This window comes from Pelagibacterium mangrovi, assembly GCF_036662815.1.
Taxonomy (GTDB): domain Bacteria; phylum Pseudomonadota; class Alphaproteobacteria; order Rhizobiales; family Devosiaceae; genus Pelagibacterium; species Pelagibacterium mangrovi.
In genome coordinates, this window is sequence record NZ_JBAFXA010000002.1 from 200,740 (window position 1) to 227,459 (window position 26,720).

A 26,720-nucleotide genomic window follows, 5' to 3' on the forward strand; every position below is an offset into this window, starting at 1 on the left:
AGTATAATCTTTAGTGAAAGTCGGAATGTATATAATTATTTATTCTTCTCGGAATGCGCGAGTAATCTGGTCGGTGAACGGCTTGAGAAAATAGGCGATGGCTAGCTGCTGCTGGGTCTCCACGAAAACTTCAACAGGCATTCCTGGCACCAGTTGGTTCTGGCTGATCGCCATTTCCTCTTCATTGGCGACAACCTGGGCGAGATAGAACTGCTCGCCCGATTGAGCGTCCCTTTGGGCGGCGGCCGAAACCCGGATGATCTCGCCGCTGACTTCAGGGGTCGTGCGCTGGTTGAAGGCGCTGAACCTCAGGGTTGCCTCCTGGCCAACGCGCACCTGATCGATATCATTGATGGCGATACGGAACTCTATGGTGAGGTCAGCGTCTTCGGGCACGATGGTGATCAGTCGCTCGGCGGGAGAAATAACACCGCCGACGGTGGTGACGTTGAGTTCGTTGACGGTGCCGGTGACGGGCGAGAGGATTTCCGTGCGCGCATATCGCGCTTCGGTTGCCGCGAGACGTTCCTCGGTTTGGGATATCTCTGCCTCGACGAGACGCAGTTCGCGCTGGGCGTCGGTGCGGCGGGTGCCGTCATGCTCGAGAATCCGCAGTTCGACATCGCTGATACGAACCTCCGCCCGGGCGATTGCGGTATCGAGCTCTCCCATCTGCCCCTGCAGCCGGGCAACATCGCGCTCCGCATCACTCAAGCGTGAGGTTTCGATGAGGTTGCTGTTCGAAAGGGTACGCAGCCTGTCGCGCTCGATCTGTGCCAGTTCGAATTCGGCGATAACGGCGTTGCGCTGGAAAATCAGTCCGTTGATTTCCTCCCGAAGCTGATCGACTTGCAGCGCCATCTGGTCTCTCTGGGATTGATGGCGGGCCAGGTTGCCCAGGAACAGGCGTTCTTCCCCAGCAATGATCTGTTCGGCACTTGGATATGTTTCGACCAGCCCAACGGGAATTGCCAGCAGGTGGAGCCCTTCGGTTTCCGCGATTAGCCGCGCGCGCTGCGCCTGCAATTCCACGAGCTGACCTGCGATGATTGCCCGCTCGGCGCGCAGTTCGGCATCTTCGAGCCGCAGCAGAACCTGGCCGATGGTGACGAAATCGCCTTCGCGCACCCCGATTTCACGAAGCACGCCGCCATCGGGGTGCTGAACCACTTTTATGTCTTCATCCACCAACACGCTGCCGGTGCCGATCACCGCACCCGAGAGCTTGGCCGTCATCGCCCAGCCGCCGATGCCGCCGAGCAACAACACGGCAAAGATCGATCCGAGAATGACGCGCCCCCTCAATGAAAAGAGCTTATCCCTGGAAGACCAATTTGCCGGGTTCGGCGAAAAGGAGGGTTGATATCCCGCATCTATGGTCGACATGTGCACTGGTCTCCCTGGTTACGCAGAGATCGGATCATTGCCCAGCGGAAGGTGCACGCCGTGGACGTTGATGGTGATCTCAAAGATGTTGTCATTGTCGATATCGGCGCGGATGACAGTGCGATCGACATCGTTGTAGCGCTCGTGACCGACGAGGATCGGAAGGTCCGAGCGCAACCATTCGTCGTCGTCATCGCCGTAGATTGAACGGAAAAGGTCGCGCTCCGCAGCGCGGGCCTCGTGGGCGACGTCATATTCGCGGACGCGGATACGATCGCCGACAACGAAATCGAGAATATCGTGGACAATGTCGTCGCTCAGCGAGGGCAGAGTGTCGGTCACCTCGAAGACGAAGATATCGCGACCCTTACCGCCCGACAGGATTCGGGCTTCGGTGCCGATGACGAAAAGGTCGTCGCCTGAACCACCATTGATCTGCTCGAAGCCGGTAAAGTTGTCCTCGCCGATCGTGGCGCCTGAGGCCTGGCCTGCAGTGTCGTCGATTATGAGCGGACCTTCAGCCTGACTGTAATCGAGAATGTCAAAGCCTTCCCCTCCATCGTAAATGTCGCTGCCGGCACCGCCCACCACGGTATCGTCGCCATTTCCGGCATCGATCACGTCATCTCCGGCTCCGCCAATCAGAATGTCATCGCCTTCGCCACCCAAAAGTCGATCGTGGCCTTCGCCGCCATCGAGCACATCGGCACCTGTTCCGCCATCGAGAAAATCGTTGCCATGGCCGCCGGCGAGCGTGTCGTTACCGTCGCCACCCATGAGGCGGTCGTTACCCGTTCCGCCGTCGAGCTTGTCATTGCCGGCGCCACCGTCGAGGATGTCGTCGCCAGCTTCTCCATAGAGCGTGTCGTGGCCATCTTCGCCAAAGAGACGGTCATTGCCTCGACCGCCGTGGATGATGTCGTTGCCCACTCCTCCGAACAGGGCATCGTCGCCATCGCCACCGTAAAGGACGTCGTCTCCCATATCCCCGAAGATGTGATCGTCGCCGAGCCCCCCGACGACCAGATCATTGCCGCCCATTGCATTGATGATGTCGTCGCCGGCGCCGCCATCGATGTCGTCGTCATATGGAGCGCCGACGAAAAGATCGCTCAGCGGCGTGAGGACCACAAAGTTGCGGACGATCTCGAAATGCGCAGTTTGCCAGACCGACGCCTCGCCGTCGGTGATCTGGTAGGTGAGAGTTATCTGGCCCAGCATGCCCGGCGATGTTTGGAACGACCACCCCGAGGTCTCGCTTCCAACGGGCAGGCCCGATGCCGTCAGGTTTATGATGCTCAGTATATCGCCGTCGGGATCGCTCGCTCCCCAGAGCAGGTGCGAGAGCCCGAAGAGCACGGCTTGTCCGGCAATCACGTCGTGAAGACGAACCGGACCGGAGAGCATGGGCGCCCGGTTAGGCTCGATTGCCTCCCCCTCGCTGTCGTCGTCATCGTCGTCGGACTTGCCGTCATCCTTGCCCGAATTATCAGTCTTGTCGGGATTGTCCGGCGAGCTGGCGGGTTTGCTGGATGACGGGGAAGTGTTGGGCTTGGGAGACGTGCCGATCGGCACGGAAGTGCGATTGTCATTGGAAATCTCGAAACCGAAACCGGCCGGGAACAATCCCGGATTTGGCCGGATACCGGGGAAATCGAGATTGGTGAACCGCAGCAAACCTACCGAGTCGGAAACGAACGTGGCCGGAGACCAGTCGGGGCCTTGTGACATCCTGTGGTAATCGAGATCGTCGTCTTCGTGGCGGCGTTCGTCCCGATCTTCGCCTTCGCGTCTGTCGCGTGAGTCGGGCTTGAGGCCGCTTTCCCCACGAGCCGCATGCATCTTGTCTTCATGCGGCTCGTGGTCTTTGCCTTCGGAAGGTGTTGCGGATTGGGGGGGATCGAAGAAGCTCTTGATGTAGAGCGCAAACGCAATGACAAACACTCCCACATGGACCGGCAGCTTGGTCATGCGGTGGCGCGAAAGAAAATCGAAGCGCTTGCGTGGGTCCTCGGGGATCTTGTCCTGTTTGCTGGCTTTGACGTCGATGGTCATGGTCAGCCCACCTTGCGCTGCGGATTGACTCGGGTCGGATCGGCAGGCTCGGGCGCCGTGCTGCGCGAGGTGGAGATGATCTGATCCTTAGGCCCAAAGCTCGTGAGCTTGCCGTTCTGGATCACGGCGACGAGGTCGACCTCGGCGAGGACACTGGGACGGTGCGCGACCACGACAACGATGCCGCCGCGTTCACGCACGCCGCGAATGGCCGCGTTGAGCGCCGCCTCGCCCTCCGCGTCGAGAAAGGCATTGGGTTCGTCGAGTATTACGATGAAGGGGTTGTTGTAGAGCGTGCGGGCAAGGCCGATGCGCTGCCGCTGGCCTGCCGAAAGCGACGTTCCCATGGGGCCTAGCTGGGTATCGTAGCCATCGGGAAGGCGCACGATCATTTCATGGACGCCGGCGGCCTGGGCGGCCAGTACGATGGCTCGGCCATCCCGTTGCGGCGCAAAGCGGGATATGTTTTCCACCACGGTGCCATCGAGCAGCGCGACCTCCTGGGGCAGATAGCCGATATATTGGCCCAGGACATCCTCGTCCCATTGGGAAAGATCGGCCCCGTCGATCCGCACGTAGCCGCGCAAGGCTGGCCAGATGCCCGTCATGGCCTTGACCAGCGTCGTCTTGCCACCGCCACTGGGCCCGATGACGCCGAGGGCTTGCCCAGCGCTGAGCTCTAGGCTGACTTCGGAAAGCAGAACCTGGCCGGTGGCGGGCGATGCTACAGTGACCTTTTCAATCGAGAGTGTCTGCGATGGTGGCGGCAGGTCCATGGGCTTTTCGACCTTGTCGAGGGCGATCATGGTGTCGCGCAGGCTGTTGAAAGCCTGACGCGCGGCCACCACGCCCTTCCAATTGCCGATAGCCAGATCGATCGGTGCCAAGGCCCGGCCTGAGGCGACAGAAACGGCGATGATCGCGCCCGCCGACATTTGGCCCTGAATGGTGAAATAGGCGCCCATGCCGAGCAGGGACGATTGCAGCAGCATGCGCAAGACCCGCGAGAACGAGCTGAACGTACCCACAATATCGCTCGTTCGGGTTTGAAGTTGCAGATGCTCGTCATTGGCCTTGTTGAAACGTTCCACGGCGCGGCCGGCAAATCCCATCGCCTTGATCACCTCGGCATTGCGGGCGTTGGAATCGGCAATGGCGTTGCGGACGATCCCGGCCTGCTGGGCGGCCTTGGCCAGCTTGCGGGATTTCAGTTCGGTTATGACGGTCAGGAGCGTCAGAACCACGATGCCGCCCAGCGTCATGGCGCCGAGGACGGGATGGAGGAAATAAACGAAGAGAAGATAGAGCGGCACCCAGGGCAGGTCGAACAGGGCTCCCGGACCCTGAGTGCCCATGAAGCCTCTGACGGTATCCACGTCGCGCCCGCGTTCGAGGGCTTCCGAGGTCGAAAAGCCGAACCGGGGCATGTCGACGCTTACCCGATGGGCGATCGGCGCGAGGAGCTTGTCGAAACGGGCGCCGACCCGAACCAGCAATTGGCCGCGCAACGTGTCGAATACGCCTTGGAAGAAATAGAGCCCCACCGCCAGTACCGAAAGCGCCACAAGGGTGGGCACGGACCCGCTGGTCAGAGCACGATCGTAAATCTGGAGCATGTAGAACGAGCCGGTCAGCGCCAGCACGTTGATGATACCCGATATCCAAAACAGATAGTGGCCGATGCCCTTGAACTGGCGTCGGAGCATTTCGTCTCCGCGATGTTCTGCGAGCTTGCTGGCGGCTTTTGCGGTGGCCATCGGTTCCCCCGGTCAATGGTTGTCCGCCTAGCCGGAGGTCCGGCCAGGCGGTCGGTGTCACAGGTTGAAATCGGAGTTGGTCAGCGTGTGATTGCCGGCGATCTCAATCCGAAATTCAGGCTGATCGTCCCCACCGGTGTTGCCAGAAATGACGGTATAATCGCCATCCTCACGGCTTTCATGGGTGATGCCGAGCTGCCCCGGTGCGTTCGTTTGGCCCGAGACCAGAGTGAAGCTCTGGACGCCATCGATGCCGGTGTTGGCATCGATACCTGAAAGGTCGATCCTGTCGCCGGTTTCAAAGCCGACGATCGTATCGCCATTGGCTGCAGCGACCGATTTGAAGACGAAGACGTCTTCTCCCGCGCCACCGTCTATGACGTTGACGGCCGTGCTGGCGATGATCGTGTCATTGCCCGAGCCGGTCGTGACATTTTCAATGCCGTAGAGCGTGTCGGTCCCCGTTTGCACGCCGGTGACGCTGCCGCGCCCTCCGATGCCGGTTCCCAGGTCCACTCGGACACCGCCTCCGACCGAGCCGAGATCAAGCGTGTCGATGCCGGAGCCGCCATCGTAGAAATCGTCTCCGTCATTGGCCCGGCCGATGAACATGTCATCGCCGTCACCGCCGAAGACGGTGTCATTGCCGAGGCCGCCATCGAGCATATCGTTGCCGCCATCGCCCGCGATCCAGTCATCGCCGTCTTCGCCATAAAGGGCGTCGTCGTCGGCTCCGCCGAACACATCATCGTCGCCGTCGCCGGCAAACACGATGTCGCGGCCATCCTCGGCATAGATGAAGTCGTCGCCCTCATCGCCGCGAATGATATCGGCCGCGGTGCCCGAAACGATGTAGTCGGTTCCGGCAAAGCCGAAGATCAGATCGGCTCCGGCGGTACCCATGAGGACGTCGGATGTGGAAGTGCCGGTGATAACGCCGGGTGCCGAAGACGGGGGAGGCGTGACGGGTTCCCCGTTGTCGTCATCTCCGCCCTGATCGTCATCATCGTTACAGTCATCATCGTTGGTGCCGGGTCCCGTAGTGATTTCAGGCGATCCAAGCGCATCGAACGTTACCGATCCAGTTTCGGTCTCAAGCCGGGTTTTGTCGTCGCTCGTGGACTGGGTGTAATCGCCCGGCATTTCCACGACATCCTGATCGCGCAGGGTGCCGATGATCGTGTCGTTGCCCCCATTGGAGCGGAAAACGATGCGGTGAGCGGATTCGAGGGCCGAGATGTCGATAACGTCGTCTCCTTCGCTACCCTCGATGGTGATGGTGCTGTAGTTGAGGCTGGTGGCGCTGAAGTTGCCGACCACCTGGATAGTGTCGCCGGCATTGGTGCCCTGGTTCAGACCACCGCCATCATCGGCGGTAACATTGAGGGTGTTGACGACGATTTCCTCGATATTGTCGAGTTCGGCCACCACGGTTTCCGCACCATTGGCGGTGCGGGTGACGACGATTTCGGTCGTTGCCGCAAAGGCGGTTCCGAGCAGTGCTGCCAAATTGGCGTTCTGCCCGCTGGTCATGGCGTAGATCCGGAAAATCTCGCTGCCGGCGGCCCCGTTGAGGCGATAGGTATCGTTGCCGCTATCGCCATTGACCATGTCGCGGCCATGCGTGCTGGTCTGGTTGATAGTATCGTTTCCAGCCCCGCCATCGATGATGTCGTCGCCGGCTCCACCATTGATGGTGTCGTTGCCGCCGGCGCCGTTGAGAATGTCGTTGCCGCCATTGCCGTTAAGCGTATCGTTGGCGCCAGCTCCGAAAAGGCCGCTGGTGCCATTTGCGATATCGTCACCTTCGGTTCCATTGAACGTGTTGCCTACGAACGGAATGGCATTCCAGTCGTCGCCCACCACGCCCGTGGGGGCCGATGTCAGCGTTTCGAGATTGCCGGCGCCGTCGGTGAAACTGACTGCAACCCGCAACACGCTCCCGACCTGGCCTCCGAACCCCAGGATGCCGTCATTGGGCGTGAAATTGGCCGAGGTGCCGCCAGCCTGGGCCGGGATATTGCTCCAGGTCGCGCCACCATCCGACGAAACTTGCCACTGATAGCTGAAGGCTCCAAGCCCATTGCCATCGGCGATGAGGCCGGTATTGACCGCGAGCTGTTGTCCCTCGGTGGGGGTGAGATCACTGATCACCGGCGCGCCTGTCGCCGGGCTGTTGGGCTGGGGTATGAGGGTCTCGATATCGAATACGCCGTCGGCGAACTGCACGCGTTCGATGTTGTAGAGCCGATCCACGCCGTCGGATTCACGATTGCGGCCTGTCACCGGATCGATCGCGCCGCCGGTTTGGTCGATATGGGCGACCGTGAAGCTGCCGTCGGCGTTCTGTGTGACTTCGTAGTTTTCGCGAACGTCCCAATAGACGGCAGTGTCGATATCGTCCGCCGCGCCGCCATCGAGGATTTCACGCACGATTTCGAGCGAACCGGGATTGACCGCGCCTTCGATCATCCAGGCCGAGAGTGGCTTGGTGACGCCGTTGAGCGTTACCGGTCCGTCCATGCGGTCGACGGAGAATGTCGACCCGTCCTTGGCGGTCCCAGCGATCCGAACGCTCAGGTACCGGTCGCCGTCGATCACATCGTCGCCGCCGCGTCCCTCGATGGTATCGGAGCCACCGCCGCCGAGCAGGATATTTCCGCCCACGAAGATCTTTTCTGACGTTCCGGTCTGGCCGTTTTCCCAGGACCCGTCGGCCCAGTATTCGCCGTCGACCATGAGATCGTCGGTTATGATCTGGTCGAGCCCGGCAATGCGATCGATCGCCGCCTGGTTGAGTTCGTTATAGCGCAGGCCGGTTTCCGGTGTGGGGTCCACCACGGTGCCACCTTCAGGGCCAGTGCCCGTCCGGTCGTCGCCTCGCAATACGTCGTCATGGTGCCAGCCCGAAAGACCTTCCACCTGGCTGAAACGATCGCGCAGGACTTCGAGTGGAAGGGTGGTGAAAATCTCCACCCGCATGTCTGCGTCGGCGCCGGTCTGCTGACCCTGGTGGATAACCCAGTCATGGCCCCACATGCCGATGTTCTTCTGGATGCCTTCGCCAGCGAACATGATGTCGTCGCCCGAGTCGGCGTCATAATCGGTATCGCCCTGGCCGCCATTGAGCACGTCATGGCCGATAACCGTCGAGTTGAAGAACAATTCGCCGTTGTCGCCGGCGATGTAGTCGAAACCGGCGCCGCCCTCGATCCAGTCGTCGCCAGCGTGGCCGAAAATGTTGTTGATGCCATCGCCGCCGGCCGCGAAGTCGTCGCCCAGGCCGGCGAGAATGTCGCCGTCGTCGGAGCCCGAGGACAGGTAATCCTTTCCGTCTCCGCCAAAGATCAGGGACATGCCTGTTCCGTCGACGATGACGTCATTGCCCGCGTCGCCCTTGAGGACCGATACCGCGCCGATATCGGTGCCCGAACTGGTGATGATATCGTCGCCATCCCCGCCATTCATGGCATCGACGCCATACCCGGCTTCGATGCGATCGTCGCCCGCGCCGCCCCAGACAGTATCGTCGCCGCCGCCGGCAATGATGTGATCATTGCCATCGGTTCCTTGGATCACGATGTGGTCGAGCCCGTTGTAGCGGATATATTCCGCAACTCCGTCACCATTGGCGTCGCGGCGCTCCACGAGGTTCGACATGGCTTCAAGCAGCGGGTTGTCATGTATCGGGTCGTCCAGCCCGGTCATCTGCAACTGCTTGTTGCGATCCATGTAGAGCATGTGATCGGGCGTCGAGAAGATATCGGCCGGCAGAGCGAACCCGTCGAGATCGGTGTTGCGCATGACCATTTTGGCCAGCGAATTGTTCTCGAGCTCGGTCAAGAGGTTGAGACCCTGGGCGCGCGAGAGGTAGTAGAACCGGTCCGAATCCTGCAGGTTTTCCATCTGCAACTGGAAGACGAACGAGAAGGTGGAGCCCAGCACGCCGCCGAATGCCATCTTCTTTTCGGCCAGCCCGCCAATCCACAGATCGACATCGTTCAACCCGCCGAGATTGCCGGCATAGGCGCCCTGGCCGTTGAGGAAATCGAGGCGATCGGCTGGCGCGTTCTCGCCGCCGAAAACCAGCGCCCAGGCGGCATCGCGCTTTTCCTGAAGCGTTTCCGCACCCTCGATGGAAGCATGCGTTCCATAGGCGGCGATAAAGTTGATGATCGATTCCGGGTTCTTGAGATTGAGCGCGAAATCGGTCCAACTATCGTAAGGTTTGAGCAGGGTGTCCCCGCCCGCCATTTCCATGAACTGCGCCCGTGCCTGATTGAGGGTGGGCATGCCGGTATCGCGGCCGCGGGCGATGTTGATCGCGGCGAGATCGAGCGGAATACCGACCAACTGGTTACGCAGCACGTCGGTCACGAACTCGTCGATCTCGTTGGCGTGCTGGGTGCTCATTCCGCGTGCTATGGCGGCGGCGGCCTCCCGGTGGTCGACCAGCACATTGCCCTCGGCGTCCACTGCCCCGAAGGCCAGCGGATTGAGGAAGGCTTCGAAAAGGTCGATATCGTCCCGGCTGCCATCGGCGTTGATGCGATCGACCGACTGGTTCAGCATCGAATGGCCGAAGCGATAGACCACATTGGCGAATTCGGCGAAGATCGCCGGATCGAGCTCGACATCGGGCTGAACCATGAAGAGGTCGACGTCCGGCTGAATCTTGCGGGCGTACTCCTCGAAGACCAGATGCTGATATTGCATCTCGGTCGAGAACCGCGCGGCCTGGAAGAGCCGTTCACCATCCCACACGAGCCCATCGGGCGAACCGGGGATGGACGTAACATCGTCGATAAGCCATTCGTTGAGAAAGGCCAGATCGCCCGAATCCAGGATGGTCTGTTTGATCTGATCGACCTGCCTGTTGTGTTCGGCATGGAACACGTGGTGGACGGCGGTCAGGCCGATATTTTCGTTGCCGCGCCCGTCACCGGTTATGTAGTGGGCGTCCAGCAACTCGTCGTCATAACCGGTCTGCTGGCCGCGTGTGTCGAACCCGCCCGAATAGCCGACGCTGCTGTCGTCATCGGCCTGCAGCACGCCATCGGTTATTATCGGAACCGCGGCATGGGCGATATCGTCGAGGAACGCGTTGGGCAGACGCAGCGCGCCGGCGGTCGTGGGATTGACGGGGCTGTCCGGCGTTCCGGAAACCACGATATCGTCGGCCGTATTGGGAATGCCGTCGGCGCCCAACCCCACGATCACCTGCGCAAAACCGGTTTCGGGATCGGGAATGAACCGCCCATAGGGGTCGGTGCGCAGCATCGGAACCATGCCCACATCGGCATCGGTCAATTCGATGCCCAGCATTTCGCGGGCCTGGGCCTTGATATCGCCCCAAGTGGCGAGCCCTCGCGCGCCGTCGAGCAGGTGCCCTGTAGCCACCGGCTTGCCATCGGCATTGAGCGCATATTCGCGCAGGAACACCTGATGGGAAGCGTGCGAGGTATAGGTCTGGTTCTGATCGACCCAAGGCGTGGTGACGTTGCCCGCGTCCTCTCCGATGGACGCGCGGGTCAGCACCATGAAATTGGTGTGCGGGCTGGCCGGGTCGTAAAGCGGATCGTCGGGTTGAAGGGGAATATAGACGGTGCCGTTGCCACCCTTGGCGACGAGATCGAGGCCATGGTCGAAGAACTGACCGAAAAGCGTGAACCACGCGTTATAGGGCGCTGACAGGCCTTCATCTGGAGATACGTTGGGCAACCGGATGGTATTGGCATCCATCTCGATGCCGTAGGTTTCGAGCGTGGCGGTTAGCGTAGCAGAGGCTGTTGCTGCCGCATTGGCGGCGTTTGCGGCTTCTTGGGCCGAAATGACGGCAGTGCCTATGGCGGTTTGGTAAGCATCCCAAAGAACCGGAGCATTCGGATCGCCCGCCCCGATAGCCGTCTGCCAGGCGATGAACGCGGCGCCGGCGGCTGCTGCAGCAGCATCCGACGCAGCATCGGCCTCCTGGGCTGCCTGGAGAACGTCCTTGTTGGCGAGATAAACCGTGCGGATTGCTTCCACCGCATTGAGCATATCGGCCGGATCGTGCCCTGCGTAACGCAAGGCGGCGGCGATGGCTGCGGGATTATCCAGCGTCTGGTCGACGATGAGGTTGGAGATGATGCGCGGGTCGGCATCGACCAAGGTGCCGCCACCAAGCCCGAACGGGTCGGTCGGTGCGCCATGCTCGCCGTAATTGCCATCGGTCAGGGTCACAGCGCCGTTGCCGAAACTGATGGAGTCGTCGGATTCACTGACCCAATGTTCATCGGTCAGCCGGGGGAACGGCTCGCCGGACATGCCCCATTGCTCGCGCCCGGGAACCAGATTGTTGTAGCTCCCATCGACGGTGCGTAATCCGTGGGGCAGCAACGGGCTGTCGACCAGCGTGCGCAATGCATCGCCAACGGGGTCGTCTTCCGCGTAATCGTCAGGGGTAAAACCGGCGATGAGGGCGTTGTGGGCCTCTGCAATCCGGATCTGGTCCAGGATAAAAGAGAGGTCGTGTGTGTTGAGCTTGACCATTTTCGTCCCTTTCAGGGCCGGTCACACCGCGCCCGATTAGCTGACAATTGCCAACATGCTGCGGTAAAACCCAACCGAAGGTAATGACGAATGGTCTGGTGAAGTTAAGGGTCGTTGGTCTGATGGTTTTCAGGACTTTAGACTAGGTAATTGTCAACCATTACACTCTACTTTTAAATTACTTCGCTTTTCATCTTCCCTGTTTTATTTTGTTCGATAATGTGCCCAAGGGATAAGCAAATTCCTTCGACCACCTGGATGACATTTCTGTGGGAGGCAGAGGCGCAACCTGAAGAGAGGACAAAAGCATGGCTGGTGTTGCCAGCGTGCCGCTTTGGAATAGGGGGCTTCGCTATTGGCGTGAGCGCAGCCTGATCGAGAAGTTCACATGGGCCGGCGGTACGGTAATGATCGTCGGCGTCCTCATTTGCGGGATGGTCATTACCAACTTCGTGCGCTCGAATGTGCTCTATCACCGGGCGGTCGCCACGGCGCTGTTCGTTGACAGCACCATTGCCCAATATCTACGCGACCTTCGGACCGCCGGAACCGTGGGCGAAAGGGCCCGCGCCGAACTCGATGCGCTGCTCGACGATCCGAAATTTACCGACCGCATCCCCTATCTCGAAATATGGAGTCCCGACGGAACGATCCTCTATTCCAATTCGACCGAACTGGTTGGGCGCATCTTCGAACTTCCCGACGCGGCTCGCCAGGCCTTCACGGGCGAAGTCGTGGCGGCCGAGACCGACCTTGGGGCCATGGAGCACACCAGTCGCGATTTCACGCGCACCTTTACCGAGATCTACACCCCATTGCGAGGTATGACGGGAGAGGTCGTCGCGGTTTCGGAAATCCACGAAGCATCCGAAGATATCTGGACAACCCTTGCGGTCGCTACCCTGCGAAGCTGGACGGCGGTGGGACTTACATGTCTCGCTTTCTGGCTGGCCCTGTTCTCAATCGTCTGGCGCGCCTCCCGCGTGATCGATCATCAGGAGAAATCTCTCGCGCGGCAGTTGGCCGCCAGCCGCCAACTCGCGGAACGCAACGCCGCCTTGCGCCGCCGGGCGCTCGACGCATCCCGTTCCATGACCGAATTTACCGACAGGATGCTACGCACGGTCGGCGCCGATCTTCATGACGGGCCCAGCCAACTCATCAGCTTCGCGACCCTTAAGGTGGAGCGCGCTCGTCGCGCCCTGACCAACGACCAGCGGGAGGTCGAATTGGGCGATATCGAAACGAGTCTTGGACAGGCGCTCAACGACATCCGCAATATCGCCACGGGGCTGGCGCTGCCGGCCATCGACGACATGCCTCTGGCCGATGCCATATCGCAGGCGATCGGGATGCACGTCGAGCGCACGGGCATGGATGTGGGAACAGACATCGAACTCGGCACCACGAGAACCACGAGCCCAGTCAATGTCTGCGCCTTCCGGTTCGCACAGGAGGGCCTCAACAATGCCTTCCGTCATTCCAAAAGCGGTCGTGCGCTGGTGGAAGCCCGGGTCGAGGTTGGCTCGATCCTGCATTTGGCGATCACGACTTTCGGACCTGGAGAGGCAGGAGAGCGCAAGACGACTTACGGTATGGGGCTAAAGGGACTACAGGCGCGGGTCGATACCCTGGGCGGAACTTTCTCTTTCACGCCTCTGGCCGACAAAAGCATCTTGACAATGAGTCTCGACCTAAAGGGGCATATGGTCGATGGATAAAAAGCGCATCGTGGTTGTCGATGATCATCCGATCTTCCGCGCCGGGCTCATTCAGGCCTTGGAACTTGAGGAAGAGTTCGATGTCGTTGGGCAGGGAACGAGTGGAGTGGAGGCCGTGTCGCTCGCCCAAGATCACCGTCCGGACATGGTGTTGCTCGATATCACCATGGATCAGAGCGGGGTGGACGTCATTCCGAAAATTCTTGAGGCAAGTCCGGCGACCTCGGTGGTGATGCTGACCGCTTCGGAGAAGGCCGACGACGTCGCACGATCGCTAGAATTGGGTGCTGTCAGCTATGTCTTGAAAGGTACCACGGCACGGGACCTTTTGGCGATTTTGCACGAGATTTTCGCAGGTAGCGATTATATCTCGCCTCGGCTTTTCAGTGGCCTTATCAATCGGCAGGCGGCGCAGGCCAGCACTCCGGAGCAACAAGCGCTTGCGGCCCTGACGGCGCAGGAAGGCCGCGTGCTTCGACTGGTATCCCAAGGCATGAGCAACAGCGAAATTGCCCGGAATCTGGCCGTGCAGGAAAAAACTGTGAAATTCCATCTCTCCAACATCTTCACCAAGCTTGCGGTTCGCAACCGCGTGCAGGCCGCGTTGCTGGCAAGACAGGAATGGGGATAGTAGGACCGCGAACAATCCTTTCAATGCTCACCGTCGTACCGACGAAATTGACGACGGAAGCACTGCAGATGCGCGACCTGCCGTTTGTAGGAAACCGAACGCACGGCAGGTTTCGGGCAGCACGGAGAATACTATGAACGCGAACAATGACGCCCACAGCCGAACAGCAGCTTAATTCAAAACTTTGCAGAACCAGATCGACTGCACTCGGTGCACACTCACTCTCAGGCATTTCAACACGTATGAGCAAGGTTCCGACCGGTCAGCTACCCTATATGCTCCCTACTTATCTGCGCTTTCTAGGGTATTGATTTCCAAGGAAGAAAAATTCGAATTCCGCGCTCTTTTGGCTATTGATACCTCTGTGCTGTTTCGCTTTCGCGCGCGGAACCCTCTCCCTCAATTTCTCACGCCTACGGCGTCTCTCCATTGGCTGAAGGCCAATGACACGTGCCAGTGAGCTTCAGCGAACTGGTGCGTGAAGACCTTCGGCTCGTTGGCCCTGCCAACGGCCGAGGGCGAAAGCACTCGCGAGAGCGCCTCTTTGGCAAGCGGGTTCTGAGTGAGCTTGGCGAACGAAGAAACGCGCCGCCAAAGGCGCTGTCGCTCGCCTGATGTTCGTTGGGAGGTATGCCTTAGGGAGGGAATATCTATCTATAGATAGATAGTTCTTTCTTAAGCCATGTCTTTCAATGAAGATCAGTAGATTATAATATATATGTTCTTTCTTACATGAATAATGACGTGGTGATTCCAGTTTTGTTAAATTGAGACATAGACAACAATAACAAGGAGAAAAACATGTCTATGTCACTACCCGAAGGCATCGTCACCTGGCTCTGGAGCCACTACAGCCGTGCCCAAAGCTATCAAATTTCAAAGGGAATAGATTTCAAGCTCACTTTCTTGGAATACCAGGCCCTCTGGAAAATGGATCAGCTGGAGAAACTCGTCTATTGGCATCAGAGCAAGCGGCTTGGTAAGGCCATGAGACATAGGGATAAGGGCTTTGTCCTATCCTGGCGCTCCAAAGCCGACCGAAAAGCAGGCGTTATGGACGCAACGACAGCGCGCATCCTCACACGCGAGAAAAGTCGGGAACGATTTTATCTCCAGGCTGGGGAAACCCATACCGAAGATGCCAAGAAGCGCATTGGTGACGCCCAGCGTGGACGAAAGCGTTCCGCAGAGCATAAGGCCGCAGTCAGCCGGTCCAAAAAAGGTGTCAAGCAATCGCAGGAGCAGATTGACGCGCGTGTCGCTGCAACCAAAGCCACCAAAGAGCGCAAGCGGCTGCTGACATTGACGACCTAGCCAGTGGGCAGTTCTGGTAACGCTCGGGGACATTGCAATTTGCAATGTCCCTTTTCTGCTGCAGCCTGGACAGCACGGGCTTTCGAAATTCCGTTGTTGCTGTTCCCCGCGGTCTTGTTCCCAAGCTACCCGCTGATGCCCTACGGCGTCTCACAGCAGGGCATTTGCAGTCCAGTGAAGCCGAACAGCTAAATACCGTTGCAGCAGCCATCGAAGCGCTGCGGCAGCTCAGGGGAATTTAACAGGGAGGCTCAACGCACGTGACACAGGGTATCGAATTTCTGGAAAATATCTACGGGCAGCTTCATGAGGCTGGGATTGTCCGGTCCAAAGGTGAATTCTCGGAACGACTGCTCGGAAAGTCCCCGAGCTATCTGACCTCGATGCGTGCCAAGCAGCGTGCGGTTTCGAACCAGGTCATCATGGGGCTCGGTGATGCAATTTATTCGGAAATAAAAGGATTACACGGTGATGAGAGCGGTGAGGTAGCGCTTCGTCATGCAATGGCGCAGGTCAACATTTATCTCGCAGAACAGACCTTACCACGTTCCCTAACCAAACAGGTTGCCCACGTGGGCACGACGCAAACCATTGCTCCCGAACCCTTCGATCTTACGGCCGCTATTCGTTGGCTGGCCGGATTAGATCCTCGCAACGCCTAGTTTACGAATTTGGACGCCGCCCAGCCTTCAACGGCTTGGGCGCTTTCTCGTTGGGATCGGGCTCGGCAAACATCTCGGAGATGTGCACGCCCAGCGCCTCGGATATTTTTTCGAGAACGCCAATCGATGGGTTCTCCATCTTGCGCTCAAGACGGCTGACATAGGTGCGGTCCACCCCGGCGGCATCGCCGAGTTTTTCCTGCGAGAAGCCAGCAGCCACCCGCAAGCGCCGCATGTTCCAAGCCACAAGTTCGCGTGCATTCATCGGCGCAAATCATCATAAAGTGCCGCATTAATCCACGGACACTACGCCTATATTTAGGCGTTTGACACGGGTCAGTCGAACAGGTCGCGGTGCTTGATCTCCAGCACCGCAACGATCCGGTCCAGCGTATCGACATCGAGATCAGCCTGCCCGGCTTCCCATTGGGTCACTTGCGCGATGCTGGTGCCGAGGGCTCGGGCAAAGTCATCCCGTGAGATTCCCTTGTGTTCCCGCACCCGCCGAATGTTGCGGCCCACGGCCAGTGCAGCACTGGTCATTCCACCTCCCATGCACGATTGTGCGTGCGAGGATTATACGCACGGATTAATGACTTCTTAATATGATGCTTTTACGCCTCATATGGCTCCGGGGACAGAATTCGCCTCGGCCATTCCAGAAGGAAGTCACATGTCTGATATCTCGCTTTCCAAAGCGGTTCGCTCGAACCTGCTTTCCCTCCAGAACACCGCAAACCTCATGGGCAAGACGCAAGAGCGCCTGGCCACCGGCAACCGGGTCAATTCGGCCCTCGACAATCCGACCAATTTCTTCACCGCCGCCTCGCTCAATTCTCGGGCGTCGGACCTCAACAACCTCATGGACAGCATGTCGAACGGCATCAAAACCATTGAGGAAGCCGATAACGGCATCAAGGCGATCACCAAGCTCGTCGAAAGCGCCCAGTCCACGATCCGTCAGGCACTTGGCGATGCGGCCACGAAGACCAAGCCCGAACTCAACAAGACGCTCGCAACGGCTGCCGAGAGCGATGCCACCGGCAAATCAGTTCGGGAAACCGCACTCGACAAGAAGATCGCTGGCTCCGCTACAGCATCAGTGGCGGGCACGGATGGCATCGCTGGCCTGATGGGTGCTATCGGTGCCGACGACACCGGTGCGGTCCGCATAAGTGTTGGCGACACCACCCACACCTTTGAGGTGGATGCGTCCACCACGGTGCGGGACTTCGTGGCCTCGATCAACGCCTCGGGGCTGGCATCGGCCTCGGTCGATGACACCGGCAAACTGCTGATCACCGCCAATGACAGCAAGACCCTCAAGCTCGATGCCACAGCCGACAACAGCGACCCCGCGGCTGCGGCATTTACAGCCATGGGCGTCAACACCGGCAATGATGGCACCACGGCTCTGACGGGCGCTGGCGTTGCCTCCACTGGCGTCTCCAGTGAAGTGCGCACCAAGCTGGTGTCCCAGTTCAACGAAATCCGTGATCAGATCGGCAAGCTGGCGCAGGATGCTTCGTTCAACGGCATCAACCTGCTCAATGGCGATAAGCTCAAGGTGGTGTTCAACGAAAAGTCCGGCGATGCCGCAGCGTCATTGAACATCGAGGGCACCAAGCTCGATGCGCAGAGCCTCGGCATTCTCGCGGGCGGCGAAGAAATCGACTTCCAAAGCGATGGTGATCTGGAAAACGCGGCGACCAATCTGGGCAAAGCCTTGGTGTCCCTGCGTTCGGTTGCATCCAACCTGGGCTCGAACCTCTCGATTGTTCAGACCCGGCAGGATTTTACCAAGTCGACCATCAACACCCTGCAGACCGGCGCGGCCAATCTCACCCTGGCCGACACCAATGAAGAAGCCGCCAACCTTTTGGCGCTGCAAACCCGCCAGCAGCTGTCCTCGTCGGCACTGTCGATGGCCTCGCAGGCCGATCAGGCCGTGTTGCGTCTGTTCTAATCATCTTGGGGTGGCGCTTCGGCGTCACCCCATCTTCTGAGAAGAAACCAACCTTGCTCAAACTGGCTATCAAGCCCGGCGAAAAAATCTATATCGGCAGGTCGACCCTTGTTATTCGTGCCGACACCACCGTCACCATCTACATTGATGGCGATCAGCCGGTGCTCAAGGACCGCGAGGCCATCGATCCGGAGACGGCGGAAACGCCACTGCAAAGGCTGCACCTACTCTTGCAGGAAATCTATCTGCACGGCCAATCCGCCCAGCATATGGTGAGTTATCGCAAACTGGCGCGGGAGGTCGAAGCCCAATCCGACGATGCCGCCGGATTGGTGCTGCGCATCGAGGACTGGCTGGCCGAGGGCAATTGCTTCATGGCCATTCGCGAAATCGCCCGCTTCACCCGGCAATCCGACACCGGAAGCGATATCTAGTGGGCCGAATTCCTTCTGAGAAGATCGGCGGGCTCGATATGAAGGGCTAGGGAAAGCCGCTCCAACTCATCAACGGTCAAATCGGTTTTATCGCCGTTTTCGATTTTGTCGATTTCCGCCAATGGCCAATCGAGCTTTTCGGCCAAGGCGCTCGCGGTGATCTGGCGTTGTTCCCGGTATCGCCAAACATTATGGGCAAGCAGCGGCTAGCGAACGACGACGGGAACGAGCGTGCCCTCACGCGATTGTTGATGAAGGTGCTGCGCGGCAGTGCCCCAACCATCCAGCAGGAGGAACGAATGTCTTTCAAAATGCTCATATCACCGATTGCTTTGGCAGCCGCTGTGACGCTCAGCACTGGCGCGCTCGCTCAGACCATGGTCGGCGACCAGGCAGTCACTGACGAAGACCTTCCCGCCGTGTCAGATCACTGCCAGATGCTGGCCGCAGAGGGCGAAGATGCAGCAGGAGCTGATGCGGCCACCGACGATGCAGCCACTGACGGGGATGCAGCCGAGGGTGATGCAGCCGCTGACGACACGAATGCTAATGGCGATGCAGCCGGCGACGAGACAGCCGCTGACGGCATGGCCACCGATCCGGAAATAGCTGCGCCGGGCGACACGATGGCCGGCGATGCAACCATCGACTTTGACGCCATCACACTCGCAGAATGCGCTGAGGCTGGGTTGATATAGTCTCTGACAATGGTGAGGTCGCCCCTTGGGGCGACCTTTGACTGTGAGGGTGGCGAGCTGGAAGATTAGGGTAAATGGTGGAACTGTCGCTCAACTCAACGAGTTGCCAATGCGATGGCTTGTTTCCTGACAATTGGACACTCCAATCGCCCGCTCTATGAACTGGTTGAGATGCTACGCGGTGCTCAGGTCTCCCTGCTGATCGACGTTCGAACCTTCCCCCGATCGCGTGCCAATCCCATATTCAACATCGACACCTTGCCCAATGATCTCGCGGAAGTGCAGATCGGATACCGGCACTGTCCTGCACTCGGCGGCCGGAGAGGAAAGCAGCCAGGTGTGAACGAAGGCACCAATGCACTCTGGCGCGTTCAGAGCTTCCACAACTATGCCGATTACGCGATGGGCGACGAATTCTCCGCCGCCTTCCGTCGCTTGATCGATCTTGGCCGAGACCAGCGCTTGGCATTGATGTGCTCAGAGGCTGTCTGGTGGCGGTGCCACCGCAGAATCATTACCGATTATCTTTTGATGGCCGGGCACGACGTCGATCACCTGATGGCGCCAGGACGCCGCGAGCACGCAAAGCTAACCGTGGGTGCGGTGAAATCTCCCGGTGGCGGCGCGATCACCTATCCCCCTCGCCCTGCCCATAGTCGGGTAGCGGACTCCTAGGATCGTCGCTTGTGGCGAGCCTTTGCCCGCCGTCATTCTCCCTGCAACGAAAAGGCGTGCTCTGGGATTGTTCATCACCATCCCGCGAACCATGAGGAGAATGGTGATGCAAGGCAAAAAGACCCATGAGCAGTTCGAGCGCCAGTTGGAAAAGAAACCCGACGTCCCGAAGAAGAGCGATGTCGACAAGCATCCCGAACAAAGCCATAGCCGCGCTCCTCGGGACAGAGACGCACGACAAAGCGAAATGCCGATCAGTGAACACGGCATGAATCAGGAAGACCGCCAGCACAACAACAAAAAGAATGGCGAATAGCGCAGACTTCCCTGCCCGACTAGCCTTAAATTGAGGCGGACATCTGGAGGTGCGCCTCCCTTCCGACACAGTTGCGGCAGACGCTCGACTAATCGTCGGCGCCGAATGGCATGCCGCCGCTGAGAGACAGATGGTCCTAATCCAAGAGGCTTGAGCTTTCGACGTAACCCACGGAAGGAAAGCATTGTGCCCGCTCAATCCGCGAGCGACAGATCAATCGTCTGTCCCACCTGTAAGACTGCGAATACCCTGATTGGCAGTGATCTTACACCCGATTCAGAGGTGAATTGCTCTCACTGCGGGAATCCGCTGGGGAGATATGTCGATCTCAAACCAGCCGGTGGCCATCTGGACCGGGCCAGCTTGGCCAATATTCGAATACAACGACAGTCGGGCTACGAATGAGTAACCGCGCACCCATTCGTGAAATTGCTCGGTTTAACCGGCGGTCAACAACGAAAGCGATCTCTGATCAACCGATAGCGGCTAAAGCCTTAGTGATCCGAATTTCTTCTGAGAAGATCGGCGGGCTCAACGTGAAGCGCCAGTGAAAGGCGTTCAAGCTCATCAAGGCTCAGATCGAACTTATCGCCACCCTCGATCTTATAGAGCTCCACCAAGGGCCAATCGAGTTTCTCGGCCAAAGCGCTGACTGTGATCCGGCGTTGTTCCCGATAGCGCCAGACATTGCGGGCAAGCAGCCGTGGTGCTTCGGGATGCTTCAATCGCGGCATCGGCTATTCCCTGACCGGCGCGAGCAATTGGAAGGCCCGAACATCGAGAGCTTCGGCCATCTGGTCGATGTCGTTGAGAGTGATGTCGAACCGTGCAGCTCGCTCAATGTCTTCGATCATGGCCAGAGGCCAATCCATGGCACTGGCCAGTTCGATGGTGTCGATCCCGCGCAATTCCCGCCAGCGCCGAACGTTGTGCGCGAGCAGCTTGTGCCCCTCCGTGATCCTTGGCCGCAATCCACATCTCCGTTTCCGTATCGATGCCGCGATATGCAGCCGAATGGATCAAAGGCCAAGAACTCGCGTTTTTCAGCAAAAGAAACCAGCAGAACCAAGGGGTTAGGAACGGGTTTTGGCCACTCGGGCACTTTGGACAAGGCCAGACCGGTATAGCCGATGGCTATACCGGTCTGGGTGCCACGCGCGCATTGCGCGGGTGGCCCGCTAGAACGAAACCCTCAGGGGCTCGGGACCGGCGGGATTGAACGGATACCAGCCCTGCACATCCCCGCTGATGCTCGGACGCCGTTCGACCATGAGGGCGAGCAGCTGTTGCATCGCAGTTCGCACGATACCCAGCCCCAGGCAGGCATGCTGCCCCGCACCAAAGCTAAGGGGGCGTAACCGTTCTCGATCTGGATCGAACGTTTCCGGCGCTACAAACGTTGAAGGATCGTGGTTGCCCGCTGCCCAAATCATGCTCAACGGTGTTCCTGACGAAAACTCCACATCGCCCACACGAACGACCTCTGTGGTTTGCCGCACTGTAAACGGGGTGGGGCTGGCAAGCCGCAGACATTCATCCGCGCATTTGGCGGTCGGCAGCAATTTATCCGCGTTTCGGGCAGCAATCCGCAAGCTGGCCACGATGCCCACAGATGAGGTCTCCAAAGCATCAAAGGCCATGCCGGCGATCAGATCAGTCGCCAGATCTTTGTCCAGCTTCTGCTCCAGCACATTTGCAAACGGGCTACCGCGTTCAACCACAGCCAGACTGAGGCCCCGAACCCGTTGCGCTGCTGCATCGGCGATATCGGCCTTGCTGGCATCTGGTGCAGAGGACAGAACATGACCCAGTTCCTGCACCGCCGTTTCCAACGCGGCGGCCTCGTCAGTGTTATAGCCGACTATCCGTGCCCATATCTCCCGAACCAGCGGACGAACGATGCCATCCATCACGTCCAGCTCAGAGGCCGTGGGCGGCAAGATAGAGGCAGCGACCTCTGCAACGACAGCGGGAACATCCGCGCTGTTGAAGGCGGCAATTACGGCAGCGCGTTCACCACGATGGTGGTGACCCGCCTTGGTGAACAGCGCTCTCGCCAACATAGTGTAAACGTTAGGCGTGCTCGCCATGGCCTGCGGGTCAGGAGCCATTCCATCCACGGCGGGATTGCGGGCAAGTTCCAAAAGTTCGCCATAGCCCAGAATGGCATAACCACCCCATGGGGCCGCCTGAATGCGGTCGCCCCGCTCAAAGTCGTCACGGAAGGCATCGGCTGCGGTCGCCCAGTTGGCTGGGCGATCAAATAGATCGAAGGTTTTCATTGGAAGTGTCCATTTGCACAAGGAAACACCCGCCAGAGGCAGGGCGTGAATAAAAGCGAAGCAGCTTTTATATTCTCAGCGCTTGCGGATGGACTGATGCACAACAAATTCCTTTCACCCCACCATATAGGCAAATGACGCCGCAACGGCAAGGCGCAGCCGACATGCTATTTGCCTCATTGATGCCCTACGGCGCCCGCTGGCGGGGTTGATGATCATCGGGTAAGTCGTGCTGCCCTATCGGGCTACCAGCCCCGCTATGCCCCTCGCTGGGCGCGTGCCGGTAGCCATAACCTCTTCGATATAGGTGCCCACTTCCATGCCGAATTGGAAAGCCAATTCATAGCAGGCATCGCGGGTCTTCGGCACAGTCTCATAGGCGTAGTCGAAATGCATCACCGCGATCTGCACGTCTTTGAACGACGAATGCGCCGCATTGGCATCGAGCCAGCCATCGCGGTGCATGTCGCGGCTCGCGAATAGCATGTCCTTAGACCAATCCCCGACGAGTTGCAGGACCGTTGATCGGAGATCGGCGCAATCACGTTGTCCTTGGTGATCATCAGCATCGGCGGGACTGACCAAAGACAAAAATGCCGGGAACAGCATCGAAGCCATTCCCGGCCATCTATTCCTATTCACGTCGCCAACCACTGCGTGGCGAACGATAGTCGGGTGGTGGTGGCGCGAACAACGCTGATAATGGGATGGACAGGAAAGCCGCCATCTTTTCGAGATAGGCGATCTTGTCCTCTCTGGTCATTTTGGAGGCTCGATCAAAATGGTTCACGTCCACGCCCATGTGGTCAAGAAGTTGTTGCCGGGTGATCCCACGCTTGGCCTCCCAATAGAGTAAGTTCCGCTTGAACCGGATAAAGCGCTCATATTCTGGCGAACCCGGCGGCATGTAGCTCGTCATCGTGCGCTTCCCTGCCGACCGAAACGCAAAAATGCTGGGAGCAGCGTCGCAGCCGCTCCCAGCACTCGGAGGTATTTCGGGCTCAAAGCTATCGGGCCTTGCGCAGCATATGCCCGCGTTCGGCAGCAGCAGCCGAAAGCTGGGCGTCGAGTTCACCAGCGCGGACAGCTTCAGTCAGGGTATCGAGGATCGAGGGCAACGCCGTAAGCTCGCCAACGGCGATGGCGTTCTTGTCCTTGGCAAATTCGATGGGTTTGCCCGCATAACGCAGTCCGAAGAAGGTCTGACCGCTAGCATCCACGAACCAGCCGGCACGAAGGCGCTTCGGGGTCTCAACCTGAACCCGCTGACCTTCGCCGTTCTTACGCCAGACCATATGAGTGGGCGCAAAATGCTGCCCAGCGATCTTGGCTTCGGCCATGGCCTTCTGCTCGGCCAGCGCGGAAATTACCTTGTCACGCGCCCGCTGGATGGGATCGGCATCGGCACGCACCGGCTGTGCCGTCGCCAATTTCAAGGACTTCAGGATGCTCATGCTGTGGTGTCTCCATGTGGATTGCTTTCCACCGGCCTACAGCCACCATCCAAAAGAGCGACCAGAGATTTAGCCGCTCTTTTCCTTCTGCTCCTCGGCTTCTAACTCGGCCATGCCAGTGCGGAAGCGCTGCTCACGATCAACAAGCTTGTCGAGTTTCGATTGCCGCACGGGGTCATCGCCAACCAGACCATCCCGCAGGGCCGACACGGGCGCAACCAACTCGGTCCCATCGTTCAAGGTCGCGATCTGATCGCCCTCAGTAAGCTGGACCAAGAAGCTGAATTCTTGCTCCACGGCACCCTTGTCCGAGAGTTTGACATTGTGGGCACCGCCCATGAACACAACGGTTGCCTTGCGATCCCTGTCAAAATTGATGAAGTCGATGACGGCATTCATCGCGGTCATCGTTTTTCGCCGTGCATCGAGCCGGATTTCTAGGTCTTCGTCGTTGATCTGCTCGATGAATTTCTGAATGCGGCGCACATGCTCAACCGGGGAAACAGCGCCTTTTGCGCTCAAGAACTGTTCACGCAGTTCGGCAAGGCGCCGCTCATGCTCGTCTATTTCATCCTGCGTTTGGCGCCACATGCTCTTGACATCGGCATTGTTGGTCTCGCCGTAGAGTTCGAGCAGCGTATGCGCTTTCCGGCGTCGCTCTCCCACGCGACGTTCTAACGCCACCATTTCCTGCTCGATTTGCAGGGCTTCATCAGGCCGTTCAAACTGCTCGTCATCAAGCACGAGGTGGTTCACCGTCTCGACTACACCCGCTTCGACCTTGAGATAGTTGAAGTGATTGCGGTTGTCGCACTCCAGATGCCTGATCGCACGACTACAGACCAAATAGCTTTGGTCATTGGCGACGGACCAGACGAATTCCCCGGCTCGGTTTTTCCTTTTGGCTCCAGCGCTCTGTTTTTTCACGAAGGTCATTTTACCGCCGCAAACGCCGCACCGTGTTAAGCCGCTAAATAGGTTCGACAGGTTGCCTTTGATTGCTCCCCCCGAAAGCCGCCGACGCCCACTGTTGGCTCGCGCAAACGACACTTCATCGATAATCGGCGGGAAATAGTTCGGAATGGGATCGCCCGAAGGTTCCCGCTTTCCACCGCGTGGTCTGGTATGTGGCTGATACTCGCCGAGAACAGCAACATTGGAGAGGATTTTCTGCACATAGCTCGGATGCCAACCGTCACCCTTGCTATCACCCCGCCCCCAAGGTGCGATGCCCTCCGCATTCAGCCGTGATGCAATTTTGCGCTTGCCGAAGCCCTCATCGTATTCGCGGAAGATGCGCTTGATGATCTCCACACGCTCGGGAATTTTAGCAAACTTGCCAGTATCACGATCCAGCGTAAGCCAAGCTGGACAAACACTGGTGATCGGCTTGCCCTGTTCCGCAGCCTTCCGGCGGATACGCCAACTCTCCGCGATACGGTCACTCTTGTGTTTGCTTTCCTGAAAAGCTCGGAAAGCGTTGAATACCGTGCTGACGATTCCGATCGGATCGACTTCAAGCTTACGGCTATCGAGCACAAGCTTGTCGTTCGCGGTGGCGATGGTGAGGCCGTGACCAATGACCCGCTGTATCCAAGCGATCACCTGGCCGGGTGGCAAACGAGAAATGCGGTCCAATTGCTCGACAACCAGAACCGTTTCATCACGTAGCAGCCCTTGTTCAACCCGCTGGGTGAACTGAGCAAGCTGCCCCTCCTGAAGGTTCGCACCTGTGTAGGCGCTCTTTCCCTCGTCACGCAGGCGATCAACAATTTCCCAGCCCTGTTCAGCGCAAAACCGCTCACACAAGTCCATTTGACGTTCAAGCGACGAGCCTTTGCCTTGTTCCAGCGAAGACCAACGGGCGTAGATAACTGCTTTCATGCCAAGACGATAAAGCCGTCCCGGTTAACAATCAGCCATTATTTCCTGCGTAACACGCACACAAGAAATTGTGTGCACCCGCCGCAGCAATTTCGAGCGCGCGTCGAGCGACCTCCTGTCCGCGCAGATCGGCGAGGTCGGGTCCTGTCGCATTGGGAAGCGCGCGCACCGGCTGCGGCCGGGCGGCGATCTGGCGACCCGCCAGATGGTTGACCAGCGCCAGAAGCGTATCGACGGCGACGATTTCGACATCCTCGCCCGCCCAGGCCGCTTCCGCGCCGCAGGCGGCCGGGCAGATGATGCCCAGATCGCGCGCATTGGCGGCGATGGCGGCGGGCAGGATGCCGGTGACCGGGGAGACGCGCCCGTCGAGCGCCAGCTCGCCCAGCACCATGAATTTTTCCAGCATGTCGCCGGGAATGGCGCCCATCGCCGCCATCAGCCCCAGCGCGATGGGAAGATCGTAATGACTGCCTTCCTTGGGAAGATCGGCAGGCGCGAGATTGACGGTGATATGCTTGGCCGGAAGCGCCAGCCCCGAAGCGATCAGCGCCGCGCGCACCCGTTCGCGGCTTTCCCCCACGGCCTTATCGGCGAGACCCACGATATTGAACTTGGGAAGGCCCGGCGAAACCTGCACCTGCACATCCACGGGAACCGCCTCGATCCCGAGAAAGGCCACAGTGGTGATACGCGTGGTCATGCCGGTTCCCCCAAAACCTCGTCCAATCGAAGCGACGCTAACAACAATTACGGCCCCAAACAAGAACATTTATAGAACATGCGTTAATCGCATATGCGCAATCGCCTTTGCGCATGATGCAGACGGGAACATTAGCGCGCTTGTCGGCATTTGAGCGATTGAAGCATCCCGCCCCCAAGGCCGTTTGGGCAGCCGGGCCGGATTGGAACCGAGACTATACCAGATCGACGCGAAGCGAGGGCGCGGCCGAG

At 59.0% G+C, this 26,720-nt stretch carries 23 protein-coding genes and 2 pseudogenes; 9 read left to right on the forward strand and 16 right to left on the reverse strand.

Going from position 1 to position 26,720, the window contains the following annotated elements:
- Positions 1 to 39: 39 nt before the first annotated feature.
- The 5 genes and pseudogenes from V4T21_RS03720 to V4T21_RS19165 all read right to left on the reverse strand — a co-directional run.
- Complete coding sequence (locus V4T21_RS03720) at positions 40 to 1,305, reverse strand: HlyD family type I secretion periplasmic adaptor subunit (RefSeq protein WP_332713256.1); 1,266 nt, start codon at positions 1,303 to 1,305, stop codon at positions 40 to 42.
- 99 nt (positions 1,306 to 1,404) lie between these two features.
- Positions 1,405 to 3,441 (reverse strand): cadherin-like domain-containing protein, encoded by a 2,037-nt coding sequence (locus tag V4T21_RS03725; protein WP_332713258.1) that lies wholly within the window; start codon positions 3,439 to 3,441, stop codon positions 1,405 to 1,407.
- Positions 3,442 to 3,443: 2 nt separating this feature from the next.
- Complete coding sequence (locus V4T21_RS03730) at positions 3,444 to 5,198, reverse strand: type I secretion system permease/ATPase (RefSeq protein WP_440589619.1); 1,755 nt, start codon at positions 5,196 to 5,198, stop codon at positions 3,444 to 3,446.
- Between the two features lie 57 nt (positions 5,199 to 5,255).
- Positions 5,256 to 8,237: a beta strand repeat-containing protein gene (locus V4T21_RS19160; protein ID WP_440589630.1), complete on the reverse strand. Its 2,982-nt coding sequence runs from the start codon at positions 8,235 to 8,237 to the stop codon at positions 5,256 to 5,258.
- Positions 8,229 to 11,354, reverse strand: a pseudogene (locus tag V4T21_RS19165) (peroxidase family protein); the annotation flags it as partial. The gene V4T21_RS19160 and the pseudogene V4T21_RS19165, both read right to left, overlap by 9 nt.
- Before the next feature lie 683 nt (positions 11,355 to 12,037).
- Here V4T21_RS19165 and V4T21_RS03740 point away from each other — a divergent pair.
- From V4T21_RS03740 to V4T21_RS03755, 4 genes are all read left to right on the forward strand, one after another.
- Positions 12,038 to 13,450: a sensor histidine kinase gene (locus V4T21_RS03740; protein WP_332713265.1), complete on the forward strand. Its 1,413-nt coding sequence runs from the start codon at positions 12,038 to 12,040 to the stop codon at positions 13,448 to 13,450.
- On the forward strand, positions 13,443 to 14,081 hold the full coding sequence (locus tag V4T21_RS03745; RefSeq protein WP_332713267.1) for a response regulator: 639 nt from the start codon (positions 13,443 to 13,445) through the stop codon (positions 14,079 to 14,081). Before V4T21_RS03740 ends, V4T21_RS03745 begins: the two co-directional genes overlap by 8 nt.
- Before the next feature lie 807 nt (positions 14,082 to 14,888).
- Positions 14,889 to 15,395, forward strand: coding sequence for a hypothetical protein (locus V4T21_RS03750; protein ID WP_332713270.1), 507 nt, complete (start codon positions 14,889 to 14,891; stop codon positions 15,393 to 15,395).
- Between the two features lie 260 nt (positions 15,396 to 15,655).
- Entirely contained in the window at positions 15,656 to 16,057 is a 402-nt protein-coding gene (locus V4T21_RS03755; protein ID WP_332713273.1) for a DUF6626 family protein, read from the forward strand.
- A 1-nt stretch (position 16,058) separates the two neighbouring features.
- Here the strand turns inward: V4T21_RS03755 and V4T21_RS03760 are convergent, their stop codons facing one another.
- Together V4T21_RS03760 and V4T21_RS03765 are read right to left on the reverse strand one after the other, a co-directional pair.
- Positions 16,059 to 16,322, reverse strand: a complete 264-nt coding sequence (locus V4T21_RS03760) for a helix-turn-helix domain-containing protein (RefSeq protein WP_332713276.1) — start codon at positions 16,320 to 16,322, stop codon at positions 16,059 to 16,061.
- Between the two features lie 71 nt (positions 16,323 to 16,393).
- Positions 16,394 to 16,600 (reverse strand): helix-turn-helix domain-containing protein, encoded by a 207-nt coding sequence (locus tag V4T21_RS03765; RefSeq protein ID WP_332713279.1) that lies wholly within the window; start codon positions 16,598 to 16,600, stop codon positions 16,394 to 16,396.
- A 130-nt stretch (positions 16,601 to 16,730) separates the two neighbouring features.
- Here V4T21_RS03765 and V4T21_RS03770 point away from each other — a divergent pair, with 130 nt between their 5' ends.
- Together V4T21_RS03770 and V4T21_RS03775 are read left to right on the forward strand one after the other, a co-directional pair.
- The gene (locus V4T21_RS03770) at positions 16,731 to 18,023 is read left to right on the forward strand and encodes a flagellin N-terminal helical domain-containing protein (protein WP_332713281.1); all 1,293 of its coding nucleotides are present in this window, start codon (positions 16,731 to 16,733) and stop codon (positions 18,021 to 18,023) included.
- Positions 18,024 to 18,076: 53 nt separating this feature from the next.
- On the forward strand, positions 18,077 to 18,457 hold the full coding sequence (locus V4T21_RS03775; protein WP_332713284.1) for a flagellar biosynthesis repressor FlbT: 381 nt from the start codon (positions 18,077 to 18,079) through the stop codon (positions 18,455 to 18,457).
- Here V4T21_RS03775 and V4T21_RS03780 read toward each other — a convergent pair.
- Positions 18,454 to 18,603 carry a helix-turn-helix domain-containing protein gene (locus tag V4T21_RS03780; protein ID WP_332713286.1) on the reverse strand — a complete coding sequence of 50 codons (150 nt, stop codon included), beginning with the start codon at positions 18,601 to 18,603 and terminating at the stop codon, positions 18,454 to 18,456. The genes V4T21_RS03775 and V4T21_RS03780 overlap by 4 nt on opposite strands.
- A 21-nt stretch (positions 18,604 to 18,624) precedes the next feature.
- Between V4T21_RS03780 and V4T21_RS03785 the strand changes: the two genes are divergently transcribed.
- The 3 genes from V4T21_RS03785 (at position 18,625) to V4T21_RS03795 (ending at position 20,146) form a co-directional block, all read left to right on the forward strand.
- Positions 18,625 to 19,155 carry a hypothetical protein gene (locus V4T21_RS03785; protein ID WP_332713289.1) on the forward strand — a complete coding sequence of 177 codons (531 nt, stop codon included), beginning with the start codon at positions 18,625 to 18,627 and terminating at the stop codon, positions 19,153 to 19,155.
- 114 nt (positions 19,156 to 19,269) lie between these two features.
- Positions 19,270 to 19,830 (forward strand): DUF488 domain-containing protein, encoded by a 561-nt coding sequence (locus tag V4T21_RS03790; RefSeq protein WP_332713292.1) that lies wholly within the window; start codon positions 19,270 to 19,272, stop codon positions 19,828 to 19,830.
- A gap of 106 nt (positions 19,831 to 19,936) precedes the next feature.
- The gene (locus tag V4T21_RS03795) at positions 19,937 to 20,146 is read left to right on the forward strand and encodes a hypothetical protein (protein ID WP_332713294.1); all 210 of its coding nucleotides are present in this window, start codon (positions 19,937 to 19,939) and stop codon (positions 20,144 to 20,146) included.
- Between the two features lie 494 nt (positions 20,147 to 20,640).
- Here the strand turns inward: V4T21_RS03795 and V4T21_RS03800 are convergent, their stop codons facing one another.
- From V4T21_RS03800 to V4T21_RS03835, 8 genes and pseudogenes are all read right to left on the reverse strand, one after another.
- Positions 20,641 to 20,880 (reverse strand): helix-turn-helix domain-containing protein, encoded by a 240-nt coding sequence (locus V4T21_RS03800; RefSeq protein ID WP_332713298.1) that lies wholly within the window; start codon positions 20,878 to 20,880, stop codon positions 20,641 to 20,643.
- Positions 20,881 to 20,883: 3 nt separating this feature from the next.
- Complete coding sequence (locus V4T21_RS03805) at positions 20,884 to 21,117, reverse strand: helix-turn-helix transcriptional regulator (protein ID WP_332713301.1); 234 nt, start codon at positions 21,115 to 21,117, stop codon at positions 20,884 to 20,886.
- A 207-nt stretch (positions 21,118 to 21,324) separates the two neighbouring features.
- The gene (locus V4T21_RS03810; protein WP_332713304.1) at positions 21,325 to 22,428 is read right to left on the reverse strand and encodes a cytochrome P450; all 1,104 of its coding nucleotides are present in this window, start codon (positions 22,426 to 22,428) and stop codon (positions 21,325 to 21,327) included.
- A 237-nt stretch (positions 22,429 to 22,665) separates the two neighbouring features.
- The gene (locus V4T21_RS03815; RefSeq protein WP_332713307.1) at positions 22,666 to 23,046 is read right to left on the reverse strand and encodes a hypothetical protein; all 381 of its coding nucleotides are present in this window, start codon (positions 23,044 to 23,046) and stop codon (positions 22,666 to 22,668) included.
- Positions 23,047 to 23,062: 16 nt separating this feature from the next.
- Positions 23,063 to 23,347 (reverse strand): hypothetical protein, encoded by a 285-nt coding sequence (locus tag V4T21_RS03820; protein WP_332713309.1) that lies wholly within the window; start codon positions 23,345 to 23,347, stop codon positions 23,063 to 23,065.
- 88 nt (positions 23,348 to 23,435) lie between these two features.
- Complete coding sequence (locus tag V4T21_RS03825; RefSeq protein ID WP_332713312.1) at positions 23,436 to 23,882, reverse strand: hypothetical protein; 447 nt, start codon at positions 23,880 to 23,882, stop codon at positions 23,436 to 23,438.
- 69 nt (positions 23,883 to 23,951) lie between these two features.
- Positions 23,952 to 25,766: a recombinase family protein gene (locus tag V4T21_RS03830; RefSeq protein ID WP_332713315.1), complete on the reverse strand. Its 1,815-nt coding sequence runs from the start codon at positions 25,764 to 25,766 to the stop codon at positions 23,952 to 23,954.
- 55 nt (positions 25,767 to 25,821) lie between these two features.
- Positions 25,822 to 26,469: pseudogene (locus V4T21_RS03835) on the reverse strand (magnesium chelatase domain-containing protein); the annotation flags it as partial.
- Positions 26,470 to 26,720: the final 251 nt, after the last annotated feature.